The sequence below is a fragment of the Mycobacterium venezuelense genome, from assembly GCF_054919535.1.
Window position 1 is genome coordinate 118895 of sequence record NZ_JBONDW010000007.1, and the last position, 21685, is coordinate 140579.

General features: G+C 67.6%; 26 protein-coding genes. 17 read left to right on the top strand and 9 right to left on the bottom strand.

The window, feature by feature from the left end:
• The first annotated feature begins 93 nt into the window (after window positions 1-93).
• On the top strand, window positions 94-2625 hold the full coding sequence (locus tag ACRCUN_RS13555) for an FtsK/SpoIIIE family DNA translocase (RefSeq protein ID WP_462142160.1): 2532 nt from the start codon (window positions 94-96) through the stop codon (window positions 2623-2625).
• A 113-nt stretch (window positions 2626-2738) separates the two neighbouring features.
• Here the strand turns inward: ACRCUN_RS13555 and ACRCUN_RS13560 are convergent, their stop codons facing one another.
• Window positions 2739-3260 carry an amino-acid N-acetyltransferase gene (locus ACRCUN_RS13560; protein ID WP_084356691.1) on the bottom strand — a complete coding sequence of 174 codons (522 nt, stop codon included), beginning with the start codon at window positions 3258-3260 and terminating at the stop codon, window positions 2739-2741.
• A gap of 42 nt (window positions 3261-3302) precedes the next feature.
• Between ACRCUN_RS13560 and pgsA the strand changes: the two genes are divergently transcribed.
• From pgsA to pspM, 5 genes are all read left to right on the top strand, one after another.
• Window positions 3303-3908, top strand: a complete 606-nt coding sequence (gene pgsA / locus ACRCUN_RS13565) for a CDP-diacylglycerol--glycerol-3-phosphate 3-phosphatidyltransferase (RefSeq protein ID WP_462142161.1) — start codon at window positions 3303-3305, stop codon at window positions 3906-3908.
• Window positions 3886-4374 (top strand): CinA family protein, encoded by a 489-nt coding sequence (locus ACRCUN_RS13570; protein WP_462142162.1) that lies wholly within the window; start codon window positions 3886-3888, stop codon window positions 4372-4374. Before pgsA ends, ACRCUN_RS13570 begins: the two co-directional genes overlap by 23 nt.
• Window positions 4375-4457: 83 nt before the next feature.
• On the top strand, window positions 4458-4790 hold the full coding sequence (gene clgR, locus ACRCUN_RS13575; protein WP_462142163.1) for a transcriptional regulator ClgR: 333 nt from the start codon (window positions 4458-4460) through the stop codon (window positions 4788-4790).
• 157 nt (window positions 4791-4947) lie between these two features.
• On the top strand, window positions 4948-5763 hold the full coding sequence (pspA, locus tag ACRCUN_RS13580) for a phage shock protein PspA (RefSeq protein ID WP_462142164.1): 816 nt from the start codon (window positions 4948-4950) through the stop codon (window positions 5761-5763).
• Window positions 5764-5783: 20 nt separating this feature from the next.
• The gene (pspM, locus tag ACRCUN_RS13585) at window positions 5784-6602 is read left to right on the top strand and encodes a phage shock envelope stress response protein PspM (protein WP_462142165.1); all 819 of its coding nucleotides are present in this window, start codon (window positions 5784-5786) and stop codon (window positions 6600-6602) included.
• Between the two features lie 2 nt (window positions 6603-6604).
• Here the strand turns inward: pspM and ACRCUN_RS13590 are convergent, their stop codons facing one another.
• Both ACRCUN_RS13590 and ACRCUN_RS13595 read right to left on the bottom strand, forming a co-directional pair.
• Window positions 6605-7021 carry a DUF5313 domain-containing protein gene (locus ACRCUN_RS13590; protein ID WP_462142166.1) on the bottom strand — a complete coding sequence of 139 codons (417 nt, stop codon included), beginning with the start codon at window positions 7019-7021 and terminating at the stop codon, window positions 6605-6607.
• Window positions 7018-7452 carry a limonene-1,2-epoxide hydrolase family protein gene (locus ACRCUN_RS13595; protein ID WP_462142167.1) on the bottom strand — a complete coding sequence of 145 codons (435 nt, stop codon included), beginning with the start codon at window positions 7450-7452 and terminating at the stop codon, window positions 7018-7020. The genes ACRCUN_RS13590 and ACRCUN_RS13595 overlap by 4 nt, the downstream gene beginning before the upstream one ends.
• A gap of 41 nt (window positions 7453-7493) precedes the next feature.
• Here ACRCUN_RS13595 and ACRCUN_RS13600 point away from each other — a divergent pair, with 41 nt between their 5' ends.
• From ACRCUN_RS13600 to recX, 5 genes are all read left to right on the top strand, one after another.
• On the top strand, window positions 7494-8666 hold the full coding sequence (locus ACRCUN_RS13600) for a glycosyltransferase (RefSeq protein ID WP_462142168.1): 1173 nt from the start codon (window positions 7494-7496) through the stop codon (window positions 8664-8666).
• Window positions 8667-8675: 9 nt separating this feature from the next.
• Complete coding sequence (locus ACRCUN_RS13605; protein ID WP_462142169.1) at window positions 8676-8870, top strand: DUF3046 domain-containing protein; 195 nt, start codon at window positions 8676-8678, stop codon at window positions 8868-8870.
• Window positions 8871-8912: 42 nt separating this feature from the next.
• Window positions 8913-9116, top strand: coding sequence for a hypothetical protein (locus ACRCUN_RS13610; RefSeq protein WP_462142170.1), 204 nt, complete (start codon window positions 8913-8915; stop codon window positions 9114-9116).
• Window positions 9117-9283: 167 nt separating this feature from the next.
• Window positions 9284-10333, top strand: a complete 1050-nt coding sequence (gene recA / locus ACRCUN_RS13615; RefSeq protein WP_066896764.1) for a recombinase RecA — start codon at window positions 9284-9286, stop codon at window positions 10331-10333.
• The gene (gene recX, locus ACRCUN_RS13620; RefSeq protein ID WP_462142171.1) at window positions 10302-10862 is read left to right on the top strand and encodes a recombination regulator RecX; all 561 of its coding nucleotides are present in this window, start codon (window positions 10302-10304) and stop codon (window positions 10860-10862) included. Before recA ends, recX begins: the two co-directional genes overlap by 32 nt.
• Window position 10863: 1 nt before the next feature.
• Here the strand turns inward: recX and ACRCUN_RS13625 are convergent, their stop codons facing one another.
• Window positions 10864-11469, bottom strand: a complete 606-nt coding sequence (locus ACRCUN_RS13625; RefSeq protein WP_462142360.1) for a LysE family translocator — start codon at window positions 11467-11469, stop codon at window positions 10864-10866.
• An 82-nt stretch (window positions 11470-11551) separates the two neighbouring features.
• On the opposite strand from ACRCUN_RS13625, the gene ACRCUN_RS13630 reads away from it, so the two are divergent.
• Window positions 11552-12088, top strand: a complete 537-nt coding sequence (locus tag ACRCUN_RS13630) for an AAA family ATPase (protein WP_462142172.1) — start codon at window positions 11552-11554, stop codon at window positions 12086-12088.
• A gap of 10 nt (window positions 12089-12098) precedes the next feature.
• Here the strand turns inward: ACRCUN_RS13630 and ACRCUN_RS13635 are convergent, their stop codons facing one another.
• Genes ACRCUN_RS13635 through ACRCUN_RS13650 form a run of 4 tightly spaced genes read right to left on the bottom strand, consistent with a single transcriptional unit; the run spans window position 12099 to window position 15331 of the window.
• Window positions 12099-13010 (bottom strand): amino acid ABC transporter permease, encoded by a 912-nt coding sequence (locus tag ACRCUN_RS13635; protein ID WP_462142173.1) that lies wholly within the window; start codon window positions 13008-13010, stop codon window positions 12099-12101.
• A gap of 31 nt (window positions 13011-13041) precedes the next feature.
• The gene (locus ACRCUN_RS13640; RefSeq protein WP_462142174.1) at window positions 13042-13722 is read right to left on the bottom strand and encodes an amino acid ABC transporter permease; all 681 of its coding nucleotides are present in this window, start codon (window positions 13720-13722) and stop codon (window positions 13042-13044) included.
• 24 nt (window positions 13723-13746) lie between these two features.
• Window positions 13747-14577 carry a glutamate ABC transporter substrate-binding protein gene (locus ACRCUN_RS13645; protein WP_462142175.1) on the bottom strand — a complete coding sequence of 277 codons (831 nt, stop codon included), beginning with the start codon at window positions 14575-14577 and terminating at the stop codon, window positions 13747-13749.
• A 25-nt stretch (window positions 14578-14602) separates the two neighbouring features.
• Window positions 14603-15331: an amino acid ABC transporter ATP-binding protein gene (locus ACRCUN_RS13650; protein ID WP_462142361.1), complete on the bottom strand. Its 729-nt coding sequence runs from the start codon at window positions 15329-15331 to the stop codon at window positions 14603-14605.
• A gap of 188 nt (window positions 15332-15519) precedes the next feature.
• Here ACRCUN_RS13650 and miaB point away from each other — a divergent pair, with 188 nt between their 5' ends.
• Both miaB and ACRCUN_RS13660 read left to right on the top strand, forming a co-directional pair.
• Window positions 15520-17091: a tRNA (N6-isopentenyl adenosine(37)-C2)-methylthiotransferase MiaB gene (gene miaB, locus ACRCUN_RS13655; RefSeq protein WP_462142362.1), complete on the top strand. Its 1572-nt coding sequence runs from the start codon at window positions 15520-15522 to the stop codon at window positions 17089-17091.
• A complete protein-coding gene (locus ACRCUN_RS13660; protein ID WP_462142176.1) occupies window positions 17079-17684 on the top strand; it encodes an Rv2732c family membrane protein in 606 nt (201 codons plus the stop codon). The genes miaB and ACRCUN_RS13660 overlap by 13 nt, the downstream gene beginning before the upstream one ends.
• Window positions 17685-17687: 3 nt before the next feature.
• Here the strand turns inward: ACRCUN_RS13660 and ACRCUN_RS13665 are convergent, their stop codons facing one another.
• Complete coding sequence (locus ACRCUN_RS13665) at window positions 17688-19028, bottom strand: DUF349 domain-containing protein (RefSeq protein ID WP_462142177.1); 1341 nt, start codon at window positions 19026-19028, stop codon at window positions 17688-17690.
• A 164-nt stretch (window positions 19029-19192) separates the two neighbouring features.
• On the opposite strand from ACRCUN_RS13665, the gene ACRCUN_RS13670 reads away from it, so the two are divergent.
• From ACRCUN_RS13670 to miaA, 3 genes are read left to right on the top strand one after another with little or no spacing between them, the layout of a single operon-like run.
• Window positions 19193-20068, top strand: coding sequence for a DMT family transporter (locus tag ACRCUN_RS13670; protein ID WP_462142178.1), 876 nt, complete (start codon window positions 19193-19195; stop codon window positions 20066-20068).
• Between the two features lie 9 nt (window positions 20069-20077).
• Window positions 20078-20764 (top strand): class III extradiol ring-cleavage dioxygenase family protein, encoded by a 687-nt coding sequence (locus ACRCUN_RS13675; RefSeq protein ID WP_462142179.1) that lies wholly within the window; start codon window positions 20078-20080, stop codon window positions 20762-20764.
• Window positions 20761-21681, top strand: coding sequence for a tRNA (adenosine(37)-N6)-dimethylallyltransferase MiaA (gene miaA, locus ACRCUN_RS13680; protein ID WP_462142180.1), 921 nt, complete (start codon window positions 20761-20763; stop codon window positions 21679-21681). The genes ACRCUN_RS13675 and miaA overlap by 4 nt, the downstream gene beginning before the upstream one ends.
• Window positions 21682-21685: the final 4 nt, after the last annotated feature.

A 21685-nucleotide genomic window follows, 5' to 3' on the forward strand; every position in this document is an offset into this window, starting at 1 on the left:
ACTCGGTTCGTATGGCTAAGTTGTTATCGATACCAGTCTGTGACCCGTGTGGCAGATGGTGAATATGGGGCCTATGCGACTAGGCTTGCGGACATGGCTAACAAGACCGCCGCCCGATCCGGAGCGCGTTCGAGCAGGTCAAAGGCCGGTTCGCGGGGCGGGTCCCAGCGTCAGTCGCCGGCCCGGCCAGCCGCGCCACGGCGTAAGCCGGCCCGACGGCCGCAGGCTTCGCCAGTGGCCGTCGCCGGTCAAAAGCTCGGCCGCGGCGCACGCGCCGGCTGGTTGATGCTGGCCAGGGGTGCGGGGTCGACGGCCCGCTCGGTCGGACGTGCCCGCGAGATCGAACCCGGCCATCGCCGTGACGGCATCGCCCTGGCCCTGCTCGGTATCGCGGTCGTCGTCGCCGCGAGCTCCTGGTTCGACGCCGCGCGGCCGGTCGGAGCCTGGATCGACACGTCGTTGCGCACGCTCGTCGGCGGTCCGGTCGTCCTCGTCCCGATCGTGCTCGGCGTCATCGCCGTCACCCTGATGCGCACCGAGCCCGATCCGGAAGCGCGCCCGCGCCTCATCCTCGGCTCGGCGATGATCGCTTTGCCCGCGCTTGGCCTGTGGCATCTGTGGTCGGGTTCGCCAGCCGATCCGATCGCCCGCCAGCACGCCGCCGGGTTCATCGGCTTTGCGATCGGCGGTCCGCTGTCCGACGGTCTGACGCCCTGGATCGCCGCGCCGCTGCTGTTCATCGGCGTCCTGTTCGGCCTCCTGCTGATCACCGGCACGACGATCCGCGAGGTGCCGTCGACCCTGCGCGCGATGTTCAGCACCCGCGCATTCCGTGACGACGACGAGTACTACGACGAATACGACGACGAGTACGCCGACGGCGAGCCCGACGATTTCTCCGACGGCTACTACGACGCACCCGCCGACGACGAGGCCAAGACCTGGCCGACCGCGGCCATCGAGGCGCCCAAGCCGGCAGGCACGCCGATGGACAACTATCCGCTCGAGGACGCCCCGACGGTTCCCGAGCCGGCCGTCACACCCCGACGCAAGAAACCCGAAGCCGCCAAACCCAAGAAGCCCGACGAAACCTTGGTGCTCGACCGCGTCGTCGAGGGGCCGTACGTGCTGCCGTCGCTGGATTTGCTGGTCGCCGGTGACCCGCCGAAGCTGCGAACCGCCGCCAACGACCAGATGACCGACGCGATCACGTCGGTGCTCGAACAGTTCAAGGTCGACGCCGCGGTCACCGGTTGCACCCGTGGCCCGACCGTCACGCGTTATGAGGTCGAACTGGGGCCCGGCGTCAAGGTCGAGAAAATCACGGCGCTGCACCGCAACATCGCCTACGCGGTGGCCACCGAAAGCGTCCGCATGCTCGCGCCGATCCCGGGCAAGTCGGCTGTTGGCATCGAGGTGCCCAACACCGATCGAGAGATGGTGCGGCTGTCGGACGTGCTCACCGCGCCGTCGACGCGCCGCGATCATCACCCGCTGGTGATCGGCCTCGGTAAGGACATCGAGGGCGATTTCGTCTCGGCCAACCTGGCCAAGATGCCGCACCTGCTGGTGGCCGGTTCGACCGGCTCGGGTAAGTCGAGCTTCGTCAACTCGATGCTGGTCTCGCTGCTGGCGCGGGCCACCCCGGAGGAGGTCAGGATGATCCTGATCGACCCCAAGATGGTCGAACTCACGCCATACGAAGGCATTCCGCACCTCATCACGCCCATCATCACGCAGCCCAAGAAGGCGGCCGCCGCGCTCGCCTGGCTGGTCGAGGAAATGGAGCAGCGATACCAGGACATGCAGGCCTCGCGCGTGCGCCACATCGACGTGTTCAACGAGAAGGTGCGATCGGGCGAGATCACCACACCGCTGGGCAGCGAGCGGGTGTACAAGCCTTACCCCTACATCATCGCGATCGTCGACGAGCTCGCCGACCTCATGATGACCGCGCCCCGGGACGTCGAAGACGCGATCGTGCGCATCACCCAGAAGGCCCGGGCCGCAGGCATCCACCTGGTGCTGGCCACCCAGCGCCCGTCGGTCGACGTGGTCACCGGTCTCATCAAGACGAACGTGCCGTCACGGTTGGCGTTCGCTACGTCGTCGCTGACCGACAGCCGCGTCATCCTCGACCAGGCCGGCGCCGAGAAGCTCATCGGCATGGGCGACGGCCTGTTCCTTCCCATGGGCGCCAACAAGCCCATCCGTATGCAGGGCGCGTTCATCACCGACGAGGAGATCCACGCGGTCGTCGCGGCCACCAAGGAACAGGCCGAGCCCGAATTCGTCGAAGGCGTCACCAAGGCCAAGCCGAGCGGTGAGCGCACCGACGTCGACCCCGACATCGGCGACGACATGGACGTGTTCCTGCAGGCCGTCGAGCTCGTGGTGTCCTCACAATTCGGCTCCACCTCAATGCTGCAGCGCAAGCTGCGCGTCGGCTTCGCCAAGGCCGGCCGGCTCATGGACCTCATGGAGACGCGCAACATCGTCGGCCCGTCCGAGGGTTCCAAGGCGCGTGAGGTGCTCGTCAAGCCCGACGAGTTGGCCGGCACGCTCGCGCTCATCCGTGGCGGGGCCGACGCCAACGGAGCCGACGCCGACGACGAGGAGTTCTGAGGCGGGCTGTAACTGGCCTCAGCGCTCGGCTCAGCGCTCGAATGTCACGCTGGAGTGGCTGTCGCACCCGGCAGCCACTCCAGCGTGACAATCGCGGCCAGAGCGGCAGAACGCTAGAGCGTCAACAGCATTCGGGTGTTGCCCAAGGTATTGGGCTTGACGTAGGAGAGGTCGAGGAACTCGGCCACGCCGGTGTCATAGGAGCGGCACATCTCCTCGAACACCTCGGCGGTCACCGGCGTCCCGTCGATCTCCTCGAAGCCGTGCCTGCTGAAGAACTCGACCTCGAAGGTCAGCACGAAGATCCGTTGCAGATGCAGGTCGCGTGCGACGTCGAGCAATCGCTCGACAAGCAGATGGCCGACGCCGGCACCACGGACTTTCGGATGCACCGCGACCGTGCGCACCTCGCCGAGATCGGACCACAGCACGTGCAGCGCACCGCAGCCGACGAGTTCGCCGTCGAGCTCGGCCACCCAGAATTCCTGGACCGCCTCATAGAGCGTCACGAGGTTCTTCTCCAGCAGGATTTTGCCTGCATAGATGTCGACGAGGCCCTTGATCGCGGGTACGTCGGAGGTGCGGGCGCGGCGCACCACCGGGCGATTGGCCGCTTTTGCACTGCCTCCGTTCACAGGTGGAAGAGTATCCGTTTCGGCAACCGATATTCTGTTGCGGTGCCGGGGCAACCTTCTACCGATCCGGTGGTCCCGCGTGCGCGCGTGGCCAACCTCGCCAACGTGCTCACCGGCGTGCGGCTGGTGCTCGTGCCAGTCTTCCTGGTGCTGCTGTTCGTCGACGGTGGCCATGAAACAAGTTGGCGCATAGCGTCTTTCGCAGTCTTCGCGGTCGCGGTGATCACCGACCGGTTCGACGGTGCACTGGCTCGCAGCTACGGCATGGTGACCGAGTTCGGCACCCTGGCCGACCCGATCGCCGACAAGGCGCTGATCGGTGCGGCGCTGATCGGGCTGTCGATGCTGGGCGATCTGCCCTGGTGGGTGACCGCGGTGATCCTGGCTCGTGAGATCGGAATCACGGTGCTGCGTTTCGCGGTGCTACGTCACGGGGTCATCCCGGCGAGCCGTGGCGGCAAGCTCAAGACGCTCGTGCAGGCGGTCGCGATCGGTCTGTTCGTGCTGCCGCTGCAGGCCTGGCCGGACATGTGGTTGACGGTGGCTTGGGTGATCATGTGGGCCGCGGTGGTGCTGACCGTGCTCACCGGTGCCGACTATGTGATCTCGGCGATCAGGGATTCACGTGGACGACCCGCTCGTAACTGACGACGCGCGTGCGCTCGTCGCCGATCTGACCGTGCGCGGCCAGAGCGTGGCGACGGCCGAATCGCTCACGGCCGGCCTGCTGGCGGCCACGTTGGCGGGTGTTCCCGGCTCCAGCGCGGTGCTGCACGGCGGGCTGATCACCTATACCGAGGACACCAAGATCTGGCTGGCCGGAGTCGCGCCGCAGGTGCTCGACGCCGTCGGCCCCGTCGCGGGTCCCACGGCCCGCGCGTTGGCGGTCGGTGCGCGCCAGCGGTGTGCGGCCACCTGGGGCGTCAGCCTCACCGGGGTGGCCGGGCCCGAGGCGCACGGCGGGCATCCGCCCGGCACGGTGTTTCTCGGCCTGGCCGGCCCGGTGGACACCGAGGTGGTCGAGTTGGCGCTTACCGGTTCGCGGTGGGAGATCCGCCAAGCCGCGGTCAACGAAGCCATCGCGCGGTTGCGCGCCCTCGTCGATCGCCAGTGAGTTCGGGCCGTCGGGAACCTTAACGGTGGGTATCACCGTTCTGCAGATAGCGAATCCGCGCAAAGCCACCGAAGGAGGGCACTATGACGGCATTGCTGCGCGAGGTGATTGGCGACGTGCTGCGCAACGCCCGCACCGACCAGGGCCGCACCCTGCGGGAGGTGTCCGACGCCGCCCGGGTCAGCCTGGGCTATCTGTCCGAGGTGGAACGCGGCCGCAAGGAGGCGTCGAGCGAACTGCTCAGCGCGATCTGCGACGCCCTCGACGTTCCGTTGTCACAGGTGCTGACCGACGCCGGGGAAGGCATGGCGCGCCGGGAGCGCGCCGCCGCGCAACCCGCGCCGACCAACGTCGCGCATATCGACGTCACGACCAAGGTCGTCATCCCGCAGGCGGTCTCGATGGCGGTCGCCTGACCGCTGTTCGGGGCGATTTTGCGAAACACACGCTAGAACACGCTGCGGGACTGTGGAGCCATGCCCGAAACCGATAGGTTGGCACCAGAGAAGTTGCGGCAACCCGGAAACATGAGGCCCGAACTCAAGGCCCGATACGACAAGGCGGAATGAACCCATGGCCAATCCGTTCGTCAAGGCGTGGAAGTACCTGATGGCGCTGTTCAGCTCCAAGGTCGACGAGTACGCCGACCCGAAGGTGCAGATCCAGCAGGCCATCGAGGACGCGCAGCGTCAGCACCAGGCGCTGACCCAGCAGGCCGCCCAGGTGATCGGCAACCAGCGCCAGCTGGAGATGCGGCTCAACCGCCAGCTCGCCGACATCGAGAAGCTGCAGGTGAACGTCCGTCAGGCGCTCACGCTGGCCGATCAGGCCACCGCCGCCGGTGACGCCGCGAAGGCCACCGAGTACAACAACGCCGCCGAGGCCTTCGCCGCCCAGTTGGTGACCGCCGAGCAGAGCGTCGAGGACCTCAAGGGTCTGCACGATCAGGCCTTGCAGGCGGCGAGCCAGGCCAAGAAGGCTGTCGAGCAGAACGCGATGATGCTGCAGCAGAAGATCGCCGAGCGCACCAAGCTGCTGTCGCAGCTCGAGCAGGCCAAGATGCAGGAGCAGGTCAGCTCGTCACTGCGGTCGATGAGTGAGCTGGCTGCCCCTGGCAACACCCCGAGCCTCGATGAGGTCAGGGACAAGATCGAACGCCGCTACGCCAATGCCATCGGTCAGGCCGAGCTCGCACAGAACTCGGTGCAGGGCCGCATGATGGAGGTGCAGCAGGCCAGCGTGCAGATGGCGGGCCATTCCCGGCTCGAGCAGATCCGCGCCTCGATGCGCGGTGAGGCACTGCCCAGCGGTGGAGCCACCCCGGCGACGCCGGCCGCTCCTGCGACCAACCAGACCCCGGCTGCACCCGAAAACCCGCTCAGCCAATAGTGATTCGAGTGTTCTAGATCATGGCTACCAAGACCGGTCGACCAGAAGCCTGGCGGTCACTGCTTCAGCGGGGCGTCGATACCGCCGCCGACCTGTCCGGTGCGCTGGCCGAGAAGCTCAGTGCCGCCGCCGATCCGCGCGCCAAGCTGCTGCGCAAACGGCGGTGGGCGCTGCGGCTCGGCGTGTTCTTCACCCTGTCGTGCGGGTTCTGGGTGTTCGTCACCGCGGTGCTGGCATCGTGGAGCACCCCGGTCTGGGTCCTGATCATCACCGGCGCGATCGCCGCGGGTGCTGCGTTCCCGGCGACGTTGCTGTGGTTGCGGTACCGGTGGCTGCGCGCCACGCCGCTGCCCGCTGAGCGTCCCGCCGCGGGGCGTCGTCTGCCGCCGTGGGGCTCGGCGGCCCGTCAGCCCATGGCGGCGCTGCTTGCCTCCGAGCGTGGGATGTTCTCGTTACTCGGCGTGATGGAGCGCGGGCGGATGTTGCCGGCCGACGAGCTTCGGGAGCTGACCGCGGTGGCCAACCAGACCGCGCGCACGATGGCGGGCACCGCCAACGAGGTGGTGTCCATGGAGCGCGCCATCAGCAACGCGCCGCAGTCGCGGGCGCATCTGGTGCCCACGATCAACGCGTTCACCGCGCAGTTGAACCAGGGTGTCCGGCAGTACAACGAAATGGTCACGGCCGCAGCCCAATTGGTTTCGTCCGCGAACAACGGTCCGGCGTCGGCCGCGCCGCTGGCACAGCACCGCTACCGCACCGAGTTGACCGGCGCCACCGATCGGCTGACTGGGTGGGCGCAGGCCTTCGACGAACTCGGACAGCTGCGCCGGGCCTGACCTCAGACGTCGTGGCTGCTGGGTGGCCCCGACCGGGGTCCGTACTTCTCGATGTACGCCGCGTGGATGTGCGCATTCTTGTGCCGTGACAGCGCGTCGACGAGATCGGGGTCGAGCCCGTGTTTGGCCAGCATGTGACGGCGCCACACCTTGTTGAGGGCATGCGAGAAGAAGACGAACGGGATGAAGATCGGCAGCGTCATGCTGATGTGGACGTACAGCGTCGTCGGAATCAGCCAGAACGGTGCCAGGATCATCAGGGCGGGCACCGCCATCCGCACCATCATCCGGATGGTGGCACCTTCGCCCGCGAGATCGTTGCTTACCCAGTCCCGCATGGAATCGGGCAATCGCCGCCCGTAGCAGTACGTGACGTATTCCCAGAAGCTCGGCTTGGAGCGCGCGGACGGTTCGCTCACAGCGTGCTACGGAGCGACGGAATCACCGCACCCGCCAGTCCACGCACAATCGCCTTGGTGAAGTCGAATACGTCGAAGTAATCCCGCCACAGCGTGATTCGCCCCTCGTGTACCTCGAACACGCCGCATACCCAGAACTGCAGCCGGACCGGTCCGAAGACCAGTGCGTCGGTGCGTTCGGTCAGTACGGACGCGCCGTCGGCGGCGATCCGATGGATCTTCACCTCGAACCCGGCCCGGCCCTGCATCGACCGGAACAGCTTCGCGACCCGAGCCCGCCCGTAGATCGTCGGGAATCCGACATTCTGGTAGACGAGGTTCTGGGCGAGCGTGCCCTCGGCCGTATCGATGTCCTGATCCTGCAGTGCGTTCAGGAAGGTCTCGACTGTGCCGGTCGTACTCTGCACGGTCGCGGTTGATTGGTCAGCCATGCCGGAAGCCTAGATGCCCGAGGCTGTGGCAGGGTAGGCCGGTGCGCGTAGCTGTGGTTGCCGGGCCCGATCCCGGGCATGCCTTTCCGGCGCTGGCTCTGTGCCGAAAGTTCCTGGCCGCAGGGGACTCGCCGACGCTTCTGACGGGCGTGCAATGGCTGGACACCGCCCGTGCCGCGGGTATTGACGCGATCGAGCTCGACGGCCTGGATCCGACCGAACTCGACGACGACGCCGATGCCGGAGCCAAGATCCATCGGCGTGCGGCCCGCATGGCGGTGCTCAACGTGCCGCGGCTGCGTGAACTCGCGCCCGACCTGGTGGTCTCCGACGTCATCACCGCGTGCGGCGGTCTGGCCGCTGAACTGCTCGGACTGCCGTGGATCGAACTCAATCCCCATCCGCTGTACCGGCCGTCGAAGGGGCTCCCGCCGCTCGGCAGCGGTCTGGCGCCCGGCGTCGGCGTTCGCGGCCGGTTGCGGGACGCCGTGATGCGGGCGCTGACCGCGCGGTCGTGGCGCGCCGGGCTGGCCCAACGCTCGGCGGCACGGGCGCAGATCGGTCTGCCCGCCGACGATCCGGGACCGCTGCGCCGGCTGATCGCGACCCTGCCCGCCCTTGAGGTGCCGCGCCCCGACTGGCCCGACGAGGCCGTTGTCGTGGGTCCACTGCATTTCGAGCCCACCTCCGCGGTGCTGGACGTGCCGGCGGGTTCCGGTCCGGTGGTCGTGGTCGCGCCGTCAACCGCGGTGACCGGAGCGCAGGGGATGGCCGAGCTGGCACTGGAGTCGTTGCGGCCGGGGGAGACGTTGCCCGCGGGCGCGCGCGTGGTGGTCTCGCGCCTCGCCGGGGCCGATACGCAGGTGCCGCCGTGGGCCGTAGTCGGGCTGGGCCGCCAGGACGAACTGCTCGCGCATGCCGACCTGGTGATCTGTGGTGGCGGGCACGGCATGGTGTCCAAGACGCTGCTGGCGGGCGTGCCGATGGTGGTCGTTCCGGGCGGGGGCGACCAGTGGGAGATCGCCAATCGCGTTGTGCGCCAAGGCAGTGCACAGCTGGTGCGGCCGTTGACGGCTGAGGCGTTGACGGCGGCGGTCGGCGCGGTGCTCGGCTCACCGGCCTACCGGGAGGCCGCGGCGCGCGCGGGAGCCTCGGTGGCCGAGGCGGCAGATCCGGTACGGGTGTGCCATGACGCGCTGTCGCGGGCTGGGTAGGTTGGGGCCGTGCGGTTGACGGAATTCCATGACCTTGTCGAAGGCCAGTTCGGCTCGATGCGGGGACGCTCACTGCTCGTCGACCATGTGCTGAGCAGCCTCGGCGGACGCACTGCCGCGCAGGCCATCGAAGACGGGGTGGAACCTCGCGAAGTGTGGCGGGCGCTGTGCGCGGATTTCGATGTGCCGCGCGATCAGTGGTGAAGCGCTCTTTTCCTGATCGCCATTCCGGCGTATACCGGAGCTATGGGTCTCGGTGACCATCCGATGCGGACGCCGTTCTACGGTGTGCTGTTGGTGATCGCCGCAGTTCTGTTGGCATGGCTGGTCGCGTCGGCACTGACCGGATGGCCCGCGGCGGTCGGGTACTTCCTGGCGATCGCCGTCGGCGCGGTCGGGTTCGTCATGACGCTGCGGGATCTCGACAACTTTCCGAACTGGCGGCACTGACCGCCGCGCCGTGCACGGCGTGTCTACTTGAATCGAACAGATGTTCGTCTAGTGTGGTCGGCATGCGATGGCTAGATGCTGGTCAGGCCGACTTGTCGGTGGCTACCTCTAGCGTCACGGCCAACTGATCGAAAACCGGTCAACCACCCACAAGGACGGAGATCACCATGGCGCAGCAGGCACCTGACCGCGAAAAAGCGCTCGAACTGGCGATGGCGCAGATCGACAAGAACTTCGGCAAGGGTTCGGTGATGCGCCTCGGTGACGAGGTACGCCAGCCGATCTCGGTCATCCCCACCGGATCGATCGCGTTGGATGTGGCACTCGGTATCGGCGGTCTGCCGCGGGGCCGTGTGGTCGAGATCTACGGCCCGGAGTCCTCGGGTAAGACGACGGTCGCGCTGCATGCGGTGGCCAACGCGCAAGCCGCGGGCGGCATCGCGGCGTTCATCGACGCCGAGCACGCGCTCGATCCCGAATATGCCAAGAAGCTCGGCGTGGACACCGATTCGCTGCTGGTCTCCCAGCCCGACACCGGTGAGCAGGCGCTGGAGATCGCCGACATGCTGGTGCGCTCCGGTGCGCTGGACATCCTGGTCATCGACTCGGTGGCCGCCCTGGTGCCCCGCGCCGAGATCGAGGGCGAGATGGGCGACAGCCACGTCGGCCTGCAGGCCCGCCTGATGAGCCAGGCGCTGCGGAAGATGACCGGTGCGCTCAACAACTCCGGCACCACGGCGATCTTCATCAACCAGCTCCGCGAGAAGATCGGCGTGATGTTCGGCTCGCCCGAGACCACAACGGGCGGTAAGGCGCTGAAGTTCTACGCCTCGGTCCGCATGGATGTCCGCCGGATCGAGACACTCAAGGACGGCACCGACGCGGTCGGTAACCGCACCCGCGTCAAGATCGTCAAGAACAAGGTGTCGCCGCCGTTCAAGCAGGCCGAGTTCGACATCCTCTACGGCCAGGGCATCAGCCGCGAAGGCTCGCTCATCGACATGGGCGTCGAGCACGGCTTCATCCGCAAGTCGGGCTCGTGGTTCACCTATGAGGGTGAGCAGCTGGGGCAGGGCAAGGAGAACGCCCGCAAGTTCTTGCTGGAGAACGTCGACGTGGCCAACGAGATCGAGAAGAAGATCAAGGAAAAGCTCGGTATCGGCGCCGTCGTGACCGCTGAAGCTGATGACGTCCTACCCGCCCCGGTTGACTTCTGAGCCGTCCGGTAAGCCCGAGGGGGAGCAGGCGCAGGATCCCCGCGCCCGCGAGGAGCAGGCCAAGAATGTCTGCCTGCGTCTGCTCACCGCGCGGGCTCGTACCCGCTCCGAACTCGAGGCGCAGCTGGCCAAACGCGGTTACCCCGGTGACGTCAGCGCGAGGGTTCTGGACCGGCTCGCCGAGGTCGGACTGATCGACGATGAGGATTTCGCCGAACAGTGGGTGCGTTCTCGGCACGCCAATGCCGGAAAAGGCAAGCGCGCGTTGGCCGTTGAACTGCGCAAGAAGGGCGTCGACGACGAGGTGATCAACTCGGCGCTTGCCGATCTCGACCCGGCCGCCGAGAGGCAGCGGGCCGAGGAGTTGGTCCGGGACAAGCTGCGCCGGGAACGGCTCGCCGATGACGACGACGTGAAGGTGACGCGCAGGTTGGTCGGCATGCTCGCTCGCCGCGGCTACAGCCAGTCGATGGCGTTCGACGTGGTCAGTGTCGAGCTCGCGAGTGAGCGTGAGCGGCGCCGGGTGTAGATCAGTCTTTTCTGCCGGTGGCGGCGACGGTCACGCCCAAGCCGATCATGGCGAGCCCGCCAACGCCGCCCACCATCGCGAGCCGTCGCGGTGAATGCGCGAACCAGCTTCTCGCAGTTGCCGCGACGAGGCCCCACACGGAGTCGGATGCGATCGCGATCAGGTTGAAAACCAGTCCGAGGATCAATATCTGGGTGATGACGCCGTGACCGCTGCCGTGGTCGACGAACTGTGGCAGGACAGCGGCGAAAAACACAATCGTCTTCGGATTGGCGACGCCCACGGCGAATCCATCCCACAGTGCGCGAGACGCGCCGCGTTGTGGATCGCCGCAATCGAGGTCGGCTTGCAACTCGCCGCGATGGCGGATGGCGGTGACACCGAGATAGACCAAGTACGCCGCGCCGGCGAGCTTGAGTGCTGTGAACGCGACGACGGAGTGCTCGACGACGGTGCCGACGCCGAAAGCCACGGCGACCACAAGGACGTACGCGCCCAACGCGTTGCCGGCAACGGTGGTCAGAGCGGTCTGGCGGCCATGCGCCAGCGCTCGGCCGATGACGAACAAGACGCTCGGCCCAGGCACGACGATCAGAACGAACGACATCGCCGCGAACGCCAGCAGTCTGTCGGCAGACACCACGGGGGCAGCTTATCGGCCGACCGCCTGCACGGTAGCTTGAGTCAACGTGAACGGCGACGTGGTGATCCTGTCCGGTCCGCCCGGAAGCGGCAAGACCACGGTGGCAGAGCTCATTGCCGGCGCAGCCGATCGACCGACTGTGCATCTGACGACCGACCAGTTCTACCGCGCGATCCGCGCCGGGTACATCGCGCCGTATCTGCCGGCGGCGCAAGCCCAGAACGAAGTGGTCATCGATGCGATCGTGGCAGCGGTGTCGGCGTATGCCGGCGGCGGATTCGACGTCGTCGTCGACGGCATCGTCGGGCCGTGGTTCCTCGCACCCTTCCGCGACCTCGCGGCACGGGTCGGACTCACGCTGTCCTACATCGTGTTACGGCCCACGCTCCAGACCGCGCTGGCACGCGCCCAAGCGCGCAGCGGCGCTGACCTGAAGGACCCCGACGCCATCACCGGGCTGCATTCGGCGTTCGCCGAACTCGACGAGCTCGAGAGCCATGTCATCGACAACAGCGCACTCGACGCATCCGGCACGGCCGAGCGGGTGCGCCAGGCGATCGCCTCGGGCCGTTACCGCCTGTGATCCGACAGGTCTAGTCGCCGCGGGACTGCTCGCCTGCGGATGCCAGCTCCACATGGGCGCCCGGGGCGCCTTCCTGCTCGATGGCTTCGGCAGCCAGGGGAGTCGGTGCCCGGCGGGAGCTGCGTAGCCGGCGTTCGATCCGCGTGGCCAGCGCCGACAACGCGAAGTTCACCGTGATCATCAAGATTGCGATGACGATCAATGCGGGCAGGTAGTTGCCGTAGGACGAACCGATGTTGGTGCCCTGTCGCACCATCTCCACGAATGTGATCTGGTAGCCGATCGCGGTGTCCTTGAGCACCACCACGAGCTGCGAGATCAAAACCGGCAGCATGGCCGTAACCGCCTGCGGCAGCAGGATCATGCGCATGGTCTGCGTCCACGACAAGCCGAGAGACCACGCGGCCTCACTCTGCCCGCGGGGCAATGAGCTGACACCGGCGCGGACGATCTCGGCGATCACCGCGCCGTTGTAGAGCGTCAGACCCGTGATGACACCGGCCAGCGCAAGGTGTTTCGACGGGAAGACGTCGTACGTCGCGTACAGGAAGTACGCGAATATCATCATGATCAGCACCGGGACCGCGCGGAAGAACTCGACGATCACGGCACTGATCCAGCGGATCGGACCGATCGGCGCGAGTCGGCCCACGCCGAGGATCAGGCCCAGCGCCAGTGCCAGCACGATCGACACGGCCGCCGCCGTCAGCGTTCCCTCAACCCCGGGCAACACGTATGTCATCCAGAGGTCTGACGTGAGAAACGGCTTCCACTTGGCCGCTTCAAGCTGGTCCCGGTTCCACAATTGGTAGATCACGAACGCGATCACCACCGCGGTGACCGCCACCGTCAGCGCCGTCAACACATGGTTACGTACCCGGGCTCGCGGGCCGGGCGCGTCGAAGAGAACCGATCCGCTCACCTTGGCCGTCCGTTCTTCGCGCAAACGCTCATCACCTGGCAACCGCCAATCGCTTACCGAGCCATCCGAAGAACAGTCCGAGCGGCAGCGTCAGCAGAATGAACCCGACCGCGAAGATGGTGCCGACGGTGATCAGCGCGGCAGTGTTCTCGATCATCTCCTTCATCAGCAGCGCGGCCTCGGCGACACCGATGGCCGAGGCGATCGTGGTGTTCTTCGTCAAGGCGATCAACACCGAGCCGAGCGGAATGATCACCGCGCGAAAGGCCTGCGGCAGCAGGATCAAACGCAGGTTCTGCCCGAACGTCAAACCCAGTGACCGCGCGGCCTCGGCCTGCCCCAAGGGCACGGTGTTCACGCCCGACCGCACCGTCTCGCACACAAACGACGCGGTGTAGACCGTCAAGCCGAGCACCGCCAGCCGAAAGTTGCTGTCGGTGATGGACGTTGGCGAATTCGGGTCGACGAGGGTGATCCGCAGCGTCTGCCCCACGCCGAACGAACAGAACAGGATGATGAGCGTCAGCGGCGTGTTTCGGACGATGTTGACGTACGTCGTGCCGATCCAATTCATCACCGGTGTCGGCGCAAGCCGCATCGCGGCCAGCACGGTGCCCAGAATGAGCGCTCCGACCGCGGAGTACACGGTCAGCTGGATGGTCGTCCAGAACGCCGCGAATATCTCGTCGCGGTACTCAGTGAAGATCTCCACGGTCGGAGCTGTGCCTCCGGCGGATCAGTAGCGGTCGACGGGCGGCGGCGTGGGGGCCTGGATGCCGGCCGGCCCGAGGTTCTTGTCGAACGCTTCCTTCCAGGCGCCGCTGGACTCCATCTTCTCGATGGCGTCGTTGATCTTGTTGCGCAGTTCGGTGTCGCCCTTCTTGAGGCCGATGCCGTAGCGCTCCTCGGAGAACGTGTCGCCGACGATCTTGAACGTGCCCGGGGTCTGAGCGGCGTAGCCGGCCAGGATGACCTCATCAGTCGTCACGGCGTCGATGACACCGTTCTTGAGCGCATCGATGCACGCCGAGTAGGTGTCGAACTGCTGCAACTGCACCTTCGGGTACTCGTCCTTGATTCGCTGCGCTGGAGTCGACCCGGACACCGAGCACAGCTTCTTGTTGTTCTCCAGCGATGCCGCCCCGGTGATGTCGGTGTTGTCGGCCCGCACCAGCAGGCTCTGGCCGGTCAACAGGTAGGGTCCGGCGAAGTCGACCTTCTCCTTGCGCGCATCGGTGATCGAGTAGGTGGCGGCGATGAAGTCGACCTGGTCGTTCTGGATCAGCGTCTCGCGCTGGGCGGACGGCGCTTCCTTCCACTCGATCTGGTCCTCGTTGTAGCCGAGTTCCTTTGCGACGTACTTGGCGACGTCGACGTCGAATCCGGAAACCGAGCCGTCCGGATTCTTCTGACCGAGGCCGGGCTGGTCGTACTTGGTTCCGATGACGATGGTGTTGCCCTCGTCACCACCGCCGCCGCCACCGCACGCGGTCACGGCAAGCGGCAGCGCGACGGCCAGTGCGACCGCACCGACGACTCGCATCCGTCGAGTTGGGATGGACGCCATATTCCTGGTTCCTTTCACCGGAGCATTAGTGATGGAGAATCTTGCCGAGAAAATCTTTGGCGCGATCGGTTTTCGGATTGTCGAAGAACTCGGCGGGCGCGGAATCTTCGACGATCGCGCCGTCGGACATGAACACCACCCGGTCGGATGCGCGGCGGGCAAAGCCCATCTCGTGGGTCACCACGACCATCGTCATCCCCTCGCCGGCCAGCGAGGTCATCACCGCGAGTACTTCGTTGATCATCTCGGGGTCGAGCGCACTGGTCGGCTCGTCGAACAGCATGACCTTGGGGTTCATCGCCAGTGACCGTGCGATCGCCACCCGTTGCTGCTGGCCGCCCGACAGCTGTGCGGGGTACTTGTCGGCCTGATTGGCCACCCCGACCCGCTCCAGCAGCGCCATGGCGCTTTCCCTGGCCTTGTCCTTGGATGCCTTGCGGACCTTCATCGGCGCGAGCGTGACGTTCTCCAGGATCGTCTTGTGCGCGAACAGATTGAAGGACTGAAACACCATCCCGACGTCTGAACGCAGCTGCGCGAGCTTGCGTCCCTCGGCCGGTAGCTGTTCGCCGTCAACGGAAATGGTGCCCGAGTCGATCGTCTCCAGCCGATTGATGGTGCGGCACAACGTCGACTTGCCCGAACCGGACGGGCCGAGAACCACGACCACCTGGCCGCGGCCCACATCCAGGTTGATGTCCTTGAGGACATGCAGCGAGCCGAAGTGCTTGTTGACTCCGTGAAGTGAAATCATCGGCACCTCTGGTGGCGCCGGATCGTCGACCTGCGGCTGCGCGCCGGGGCTTCCCATGGGTGCAGACCTTACCCAGGGAACGCCCAGCGTGCTCGCATTCGTGCATCCGCGCCGCAGCCGCCCCGGCGACGACCCTCCTGCCCGGTTGACGTCTGTCGCGCGTCCGTACCATTAGGGCCGTGACTTCGATGGTGACCCGGGATGCCGCGCAGGGTTGGGCCGACGGCCCTGCCCATGTCGGGGACCCGTCACGGGTGCGCACCTATCAGGTCCGCACGTACGGCTGCCAGATGAACGTCCACGACTCCGAGCGGCTTTCCGGGCTGCTTGAGGAAGCCGGATACCGGCGGGCCGCCGAGGGCACCGACGCCGACATCGTGGTGTTCAACACCTGCGCGGTGCGGGAGAACGCCGACAACAAGCTTTACGGCAACCTCAGCCACCTGGCCCCACGCAAGCAGTCGGATCCGAACATGCAGATCGCGGTCGGCGGCTGCCTGGCGCAGAAGGACCGGGACGCGGTGCTGCGCCGCGCGCCGTGGGTGGACGTGGTGTTCGGCACCCACAACATCGGCTCGCTGCCGACACTGCTGGACCGGGCCCGCCACAACCGCGAGGCTCAGGTCGAGATCGTCGAGGCGTTGCAGGAGTTCCCGTCCACGCTGCCGGCAGCGCGGGAGTCCGCCTACGCCGCATGGGTTTCCATCTCCGTGGGCTGCAACAACACGTGCACGTTCTGCATCGTGCCGTCGCTGCGCGGCAAGGAGGTCGACCGCAGGCCGGGCGACATCCTGGCCGAGATGCAATCACTCGTGGACCAGGGTGTGCTGGAGATCACCCTCCTCGGGCAGAACGTGAACGCATACGGCGTGTCGTTTTCGGACGAGCGCTTGCGCGAGGACCCGACAGCCCCGCCCGAGATGCCGCGCGATCGCGGTGCGTTCGCCAAGCTGCTGCGGGCGTGCGGCACGATCGACGGGTTGGAGCGAGTCCGGTTCACCTCACCGCATCCGGCCGAGTTCACCGACGACGTCATCGAGGCCATGGCGGAGACGCCGAACGTGTGCCCCACCTTGCACATGCCACTGCAGTCTGGTTCGGACCGCATCCTCAAGGCCATGCGGCGGTCCTACCGGGCCGACCGGTATCTCGGCATCATCGAGAAGGTCCGTGCCGCAATCCCGAACGCCGCGATCACCACCGATCTCATCGTCGGATTCCCGGGGGAGACCGAGGACGACTTCCAAGCCACCCTCGATGTCGTCGAGCAGTCGCGGTTCGCGAGCGCATTCACCTTCCAGTACTCGAAGCGGCCAGGCACCCCGGCCGCCGATATGGCCGATCAGTTGCCGAAAGCCGTTGTGTCCGAGCGTTATCAGCGGCTCATCGAGCTCCAGGAGCGGATCTCCCTCGAGGAGAATCAGGCGCAGATCGGCCGTGTCGTCGAACTGCTCGTCGCGACCGGCGAGGGCCGCAAAGACGCCGCCACCGCACGCATGTCCGGGCGAGCCCGCGACGGCCGGCTGGTCCATTTCCTCCCTGGCGACAACGAGATCCGTCCTGGCGACATCGTCACGACCACTGTCACCGGCGCCGCGCCGCACCATCTGATCGCCGATTCGGCGATCGTTCAGCACCGGCGCACCAGTGCCGGTGACGCACATGCGGCGGGACAGCGTCCGCGCACCGGAGTCGGCCTGGGGATGCCGCGCATCGGTGCGCCGGTGCAACCGCCGTCCTCGGGAGGATGTGGCTGTTGACCAACCACGGTGACTTCGAGCAGTTCAAGGGTGACCTCGACGCCGTCGAACGCAAGATGGCCCGGGAGTTCGACCCGGGTGCCCGCGCGCTGGTGGTGGCGATCCTGGTGTTCATCGTGCTGCTGTCGTTCGTGCTGCCGCACACCGGTGGCAGCAAGGGTTTCGACGTTCTGGTCGGTGATGCGGCGGCAGTCCGCGACGGCGTGTCGCTGCCCTCGCGGGTGTTCACCTGGCTTGCACTGGTGTTCTCGGTCGGCTTCTCGACGCTGGCGTTGTTGACCCGCCGCTGGGCGCTGGCCTGGGTGGCACTCGCCGGTTCGGCCGTGGCCAGTGCGCTGGGCATGCTCGCGGTGTGGTCTCGCCAGACCGCGACGGGCTATCCCGGGCCGGGTTTCGGTCTGATCATCGCGTGGCTCGCCGTGATCGTGTTGACGTTCCACTGGGCGCGCGTCGTGTGGTCGCGCACCGCGGTGCAACTCGCGGCCGAGGAGGAGCGCCGCCGCGCCGCCGCGCAGCGTCAGCAGCGCGGACTGCTCGACGACATCAACAAGCCGAAACCCACGAAGGATCCGGACCAGCCGGACCAGACGTAGCGGTCAGCGGCGCTTACCCAGCGATTCGGCCGCGGCGTCGGCCCACTGGCGCCACTGCTCGGCGCTGGCCCTGGCCGCCTCGGCGTCTTTCGTCCGGCCCGCGGCCGCGGCCTTCTCGGCCTGCTTCTCGAACTGCTCGGCGCGGGCACGGAACTGATCGGCGCGGGCCTGCGCTTCCGGATCGACACCGCCGGCGGGGGCGTCGCGGATCTTCTTCTCGACCGCCCGCAGCCGGCGTTCCAGGTCGGCGGCGCGCTCGCGGGGCACCTTGCCGATCGCGTCCCACTTGTCGCCGATCACACGCAGTGCTGCGCGCGCCGCGTCGAGATCGGTGGTGTCGATCTTCTCGGCCTCGGCGAGCAGTGCTTCTTTGGCTGCGGCGTTCGCCTTGAATTCGGCGTCGCGTTCGGCATGGGCGGCGTTGCGTGCCGAGAAGAACGTGTCCTGGGCGGCCTTGAACCGCTGCCACAGGGCATCGTCGACGTCCTTGGCCGCGCGGCCCGCGGCTTTCCACTCGGCCAGCAGATCCCGGAACGCAGCACCGGTCGCGCCCCAGTCGGTCGAACCGGCCAGTTCCTCGGCGCGCTCGCACAGCGCCTCCTTGGCCTGCCGGGCTCCGAGCCGGTTGCGGTCGAGTTCGGCGAAATGCGATCCGCGCCGCCGGTTGAACGTTTCGCGCGCGGCCGAGTAGCGCTTCCACAGCGCGTCGTCGATCTTGCGATCGAGCCCCGTGATCGTGCGCCACTCATCGAGAATTTCGCGCAGCCGGTCACCGGCGGCTTTCCATTGCGTGGCGTTGGCGGCCAGATCCTCGGCTTCGGCGGCGAGCGCCTCCTTGCGGGCCGTCTGTGCCGCGCGGTGTTCGTCGCGCTGTGCGCGTTCGTTCTGGGCGGCCGCGTCGGCTTGCTCAAGGATCGCTGTCAGCCGCGCGCCGAGGGCATCGACATCGCCGAGTACCGCTGCGGTGGGCAGGGTTTCGGCAAGGGCGGCCGCTGCCGACTTGACCTTGCGGGCATCGCCGGTTCCCGACGTCAGGCGGCGCTCGAGCAGAGCCACCTCGGTGTGCAGGTCGTCGAAGCGGCGACCGAAGTGGGCGAACGCCGATTCGGTGTCGCCGGCCTGCCATGAGCCGATGACGCGCTCACCGGAGCCGGTGATCAGCCATACCGTCCCGTCGGCGTCGACCCGGCCGAACCGGTGGGGGTCACTGGTCGGGGCCGGCGCGACCACGGGACTGGCTGCCCGGCCGGGGTGGGGCACGGGGCGGGGTGGTCCTGGCCTTGGGATGGGACCGGGTGTGGGCCGGGGGGTGGGCTTGGGGGTGCCTGGCTCACTGGATGTCATATCCGCTCCTCGTACTCCGCGCGGTTGACCCGCGCATCTGCCGCGCGACGCGGCGCCTGTTGCTGTCAGCTTCGACCGCTATTCAAGCAGGTCGTGCTGTGCCGTGCCCATGCCTTTAGGCTCAATGGCTCCACAAACTCGAAAGGGCGGCGATGGACGTGGGCATGGCACGCGCGGATCTGGCGGCCCTGCTGGCCCTCGGCGCGGCGCTGTTCATCGCGATCGGCGACGTCATCCACCAGCGCTCGGCGCATGAGGTGACCGACGAACCGGTCAGCCACGTCGGGTTGTTCGCGAGGTTGCTGCGCGACCGGCAGTGGTGGCTGGGCAGCCTGGTGGCAGCACTCGGTTTCGCCCTGCAGGCGGCCGCACTCGGTCTGGGCTCGGTGTTGCTCGTGCAGGCATTGCTGGTCACGTCGCTGCTGTTCGCCCTGCCGATCAACGCCCGGCTGGCGCACCGGCGGGTCACGCGCTGGGAGTGGCTGTGGGCGGCCCTGCTGGCCGGTTCCGTCGCGGTCATCGTGATCGTCGGCAATCCGACCGAAGGCCATGCCAGGGGGCCGCTGGAAGCCTGGACGATCGTGATCGCCGTACTGGGCCCGGCACTCGTGCTCTGCCTGATCGGCGCGCGGATCTGGTCCGGTGCGGCAAGTGCGGTACTGCTCGCGGTCGTGTCCGGTGCGTTGTGGGGCCTGTTCGCGGTGCTCACCAAAGGCGTGGTCGATCGCCTGGACGCCGGGGTGTGGGCGCTGCTGCGCACGCCCGAGCTCTACGTGTGGGCGGTGGTCGCCGTTGCGGGCACCGTGATGCAGCAGTCCTCGTTCCGGGCCGGCGCACTCACGGCATCGCTTCCCACCATGACCGTCACCGAACCGATCGTCGCCTCGGTGCTCGGCGTCGTCGTGCTCGGCGAAACCCTTAGGCCCGGCGAGGCTGGATGGCTGACTCTGATCGTCGCCGTCACGGCGATGGTGGTGGCCACTGCGGCGCTGGCCCGAGGGGAGGCCGCCAGCGAACAGGCCGCGACATCGGCGCACTAGTTTGGTGACGTGCTCAGCGCCATAGCGATCGTCCCCGCGGCACCGCTCATCGTGCCCGAACTGATGGGTGGCGCCGCCGAGGAGATGGCCGGGCTGCGCGAGGCCGTCCTGGCCGCAGCCGGCGCCCTGCCGGCGCGCTGGCTGGCTGTCGGTGCCGGTCCGACCGACGCCGTGTTCGGACCAGGGCGGGCCGGGACGTTCGCCGGTTACGGCGTCGACGTGCCCGTCGCGCTGAGCCCGGACTCCGATACCGCACCGACGGAACTGCCGCTGTGTGCGCTCATCGCCGGCTGGGTCCGCGGGCAGGCCGACGCGCGGGCCGTTGCCGAGGTGCGGGTCTTCGCCGATACGTGCCCGGCCGACACCGCGGTGGCGCACGGCACGCGGCTGCGGGCCGAGATCGACGAATCCGGCGATGCGGTCGGCGTTCTCGTCGTGGCCGACGGGGCGAACACGCTCGCCCCTGCCGCTCCCGGCGGCTACGTGCCGGAGTCGGTTCCCGTGCAGCAGGCCCTCGATGCCGCCCTGGCCGGCGGTGAAGTCGCGGCGTTGACGCGGCTGGACGACGGCATCGTCGGCCGCGTGGCCTACCAGGTGCTGGCCGGCCTGGCCGAACCGGCGCCGCGCGCCGCGCGTGAACTCTTCCGTGGTGCGCCCTACGGGGTCGGCTACTTCGTCGGCGTGTGGACGCCGTGACGCGACCGCTGGCTGTGATCGGGCCGACCGGAACCGGCAAGTCGGCGCTGGCATTGGACTTCGCCGACAGATTGAGCGGAGAGATCGGCGTTGAAATAGTGAATGCCGACGCCATGCAGCTCTACCGCGGCATGGACATCGGAACCGCCAAGCTCACGGTGGCCGAGCGCCGCGGCATCCCACATCACCAACTCGACGTGCTCGAGGTGACCGAGACCGCCACGGTGGCCCGCTACCAGCAGGCCGCGGCCGCCGACATCGAGGCCATCGCGGCGCGCGGCGCGGTGCCGGTGATAGTCGGCGGCTCGATGCTCTACATCCAGTCGCTGCTCGACGAATGGTCGTTCCCGGCCACCGATCCGGCGGTGCGGGCCCGTTGGGAGGAGCGACTCGCCGAGATCGGTGTCGCGGCATTGCATGCCGAGCTGACTCGGGTGGACCCGGCGGCGGGCGCGTCGATCCTGCCGACCGACGGCAGGCGCATCGTGCGCGCGCTCGAGGTCGTCGAGCTCACCGGGCAGCCGTTCGCGGCGTCCGCGCCGCGCATCGGCAGGCCTCGTTGGGATACCGCGATCATCGGATTGGATTGGGAGACAGAGGTTCTCGACGAACGGCTGGCCCAGCGTACGGACAAGATGTTCACCGATGGACTTGTGGACGAGGTCCGCGGTCTGATCGGTCACGGCCTGCGCGAAGGCGTGACGGCCGCGCGGGCGCTGGGGTATGCGCAGGTGCTCGACGACCTCGATGCCGGGGGCGACGGATCCGGTGCGCGGGAGCCGACATTCATCGGAACGCGCCGCTACGTCCGGCGGCAACGGTCCTGGTTCCGGCGTGACCACCGCGTGGCGTGGTTGGACGGGTCGGCCGACAGGCCGGTGGACGACGCGCTGCGGGTCTGGCGGCACGTATCCTGATCAG

Coding starts and splice junctions, on each gene's coding strand:
- ACRCUN_RS13555 (WP_462142160.1), top strand. CDS start 94: ATGGCTAACAAGACCGCCGCCCGATCCGGAGCGCGTTCGAGCAGGTCA.
- clgR (WP_462142163.1), top strand. CDS start 4,458: ATGACGGCATTGCTGCGCGAGGTGATTGGCGACGTGCTGCGCAACGCC.
- pspA (WP_462142164.1), top strand. CDS start 4,948: ATGGCCAATCCGTTCGTCAAGGCGTGGAAGTACCTGATGGCGCTGTTC.
- pspM (WP_462142165.1), top strand. CDS start 5,784: ATGGCTACCAAGACCGGTCGACCAGAAGCCTGGCGGTCACTGCTTCAG.
- ACRCUN_RS13595 (WP_462142167.1), bottom strand. CDS start 7,452: ATGGCTGACCAATCAACCGCGACCGTGCAGAGTACGACCGGCACAGTC.
- ACRCUN_RS13610 (WP_462142170.1), top strand. CDS start 8,913: ATGGGTCTCGGTGACCATCCGATGCGGACGCCGTTCTACGGTGTGCTG.
- recA (WP_066896764.1), top strand. CDS start 9,284: ATGGCGCAGCAGGCACCTGACCGCGAAAAAGCGCTCGAACTGGCGATG.
- recX (WP_462142171.1), top strand. CDS start 10,302: ATGACGTCCTACCCGCCCCGGTTGACTTCTGAGCCGTCCGGTAAGCCC.
- ACRCUN_RS13625 (WP_462142360.1), bottom strand. CDS start 11,469: ATGTCGTTCGTTCTGATCGTCGTGCCTGGGCCGAGCGTCTTGTTCGTC.
- ACRCUN_RS13645 (WP_462142175.1), bottom strand. CDS start 14,577: ATGGCGTCCATCCCAACTCGACGGATGCGAGTCGTCGGTGCGGTCGCA.
- ACRCUN_RS13650 (WP_462142361.1), bottom strand. CDS start 15,331: ATGATTTCACTTCACGGAGTCAACAAGCACTTCGGCTCGCTGCATGTC.
- miaB (WP_462142362.1), top strand. CDS start 15,520: ATGGTGACCCGGGATGCCGCGCAGGGTTGGGCCGACGGCCCTGCCCAT.
- ACRCUN_RS13660 (WP_462142176.1), top strand. CDS start 17,079: ATGTGGCTGTTGACCAACCACGGTGACTTCGAGCAGTTCAAGGGTGAC.
- ACRCUN_RS13665 (WP_462142177.1), bottom strand. CDS start 19,028: ATGACATCCAGTGAGCCAGGCACCCCCAAGCCCACCCCCCGGCCCACA.
- ACRCUN_RS13670 (WP_462142178.1), top strand. CDS start 19,193: ATGGCACGCGCGGATCTGGCGGCCCTGCTGGCCCTCGGCGCGGCGCTG.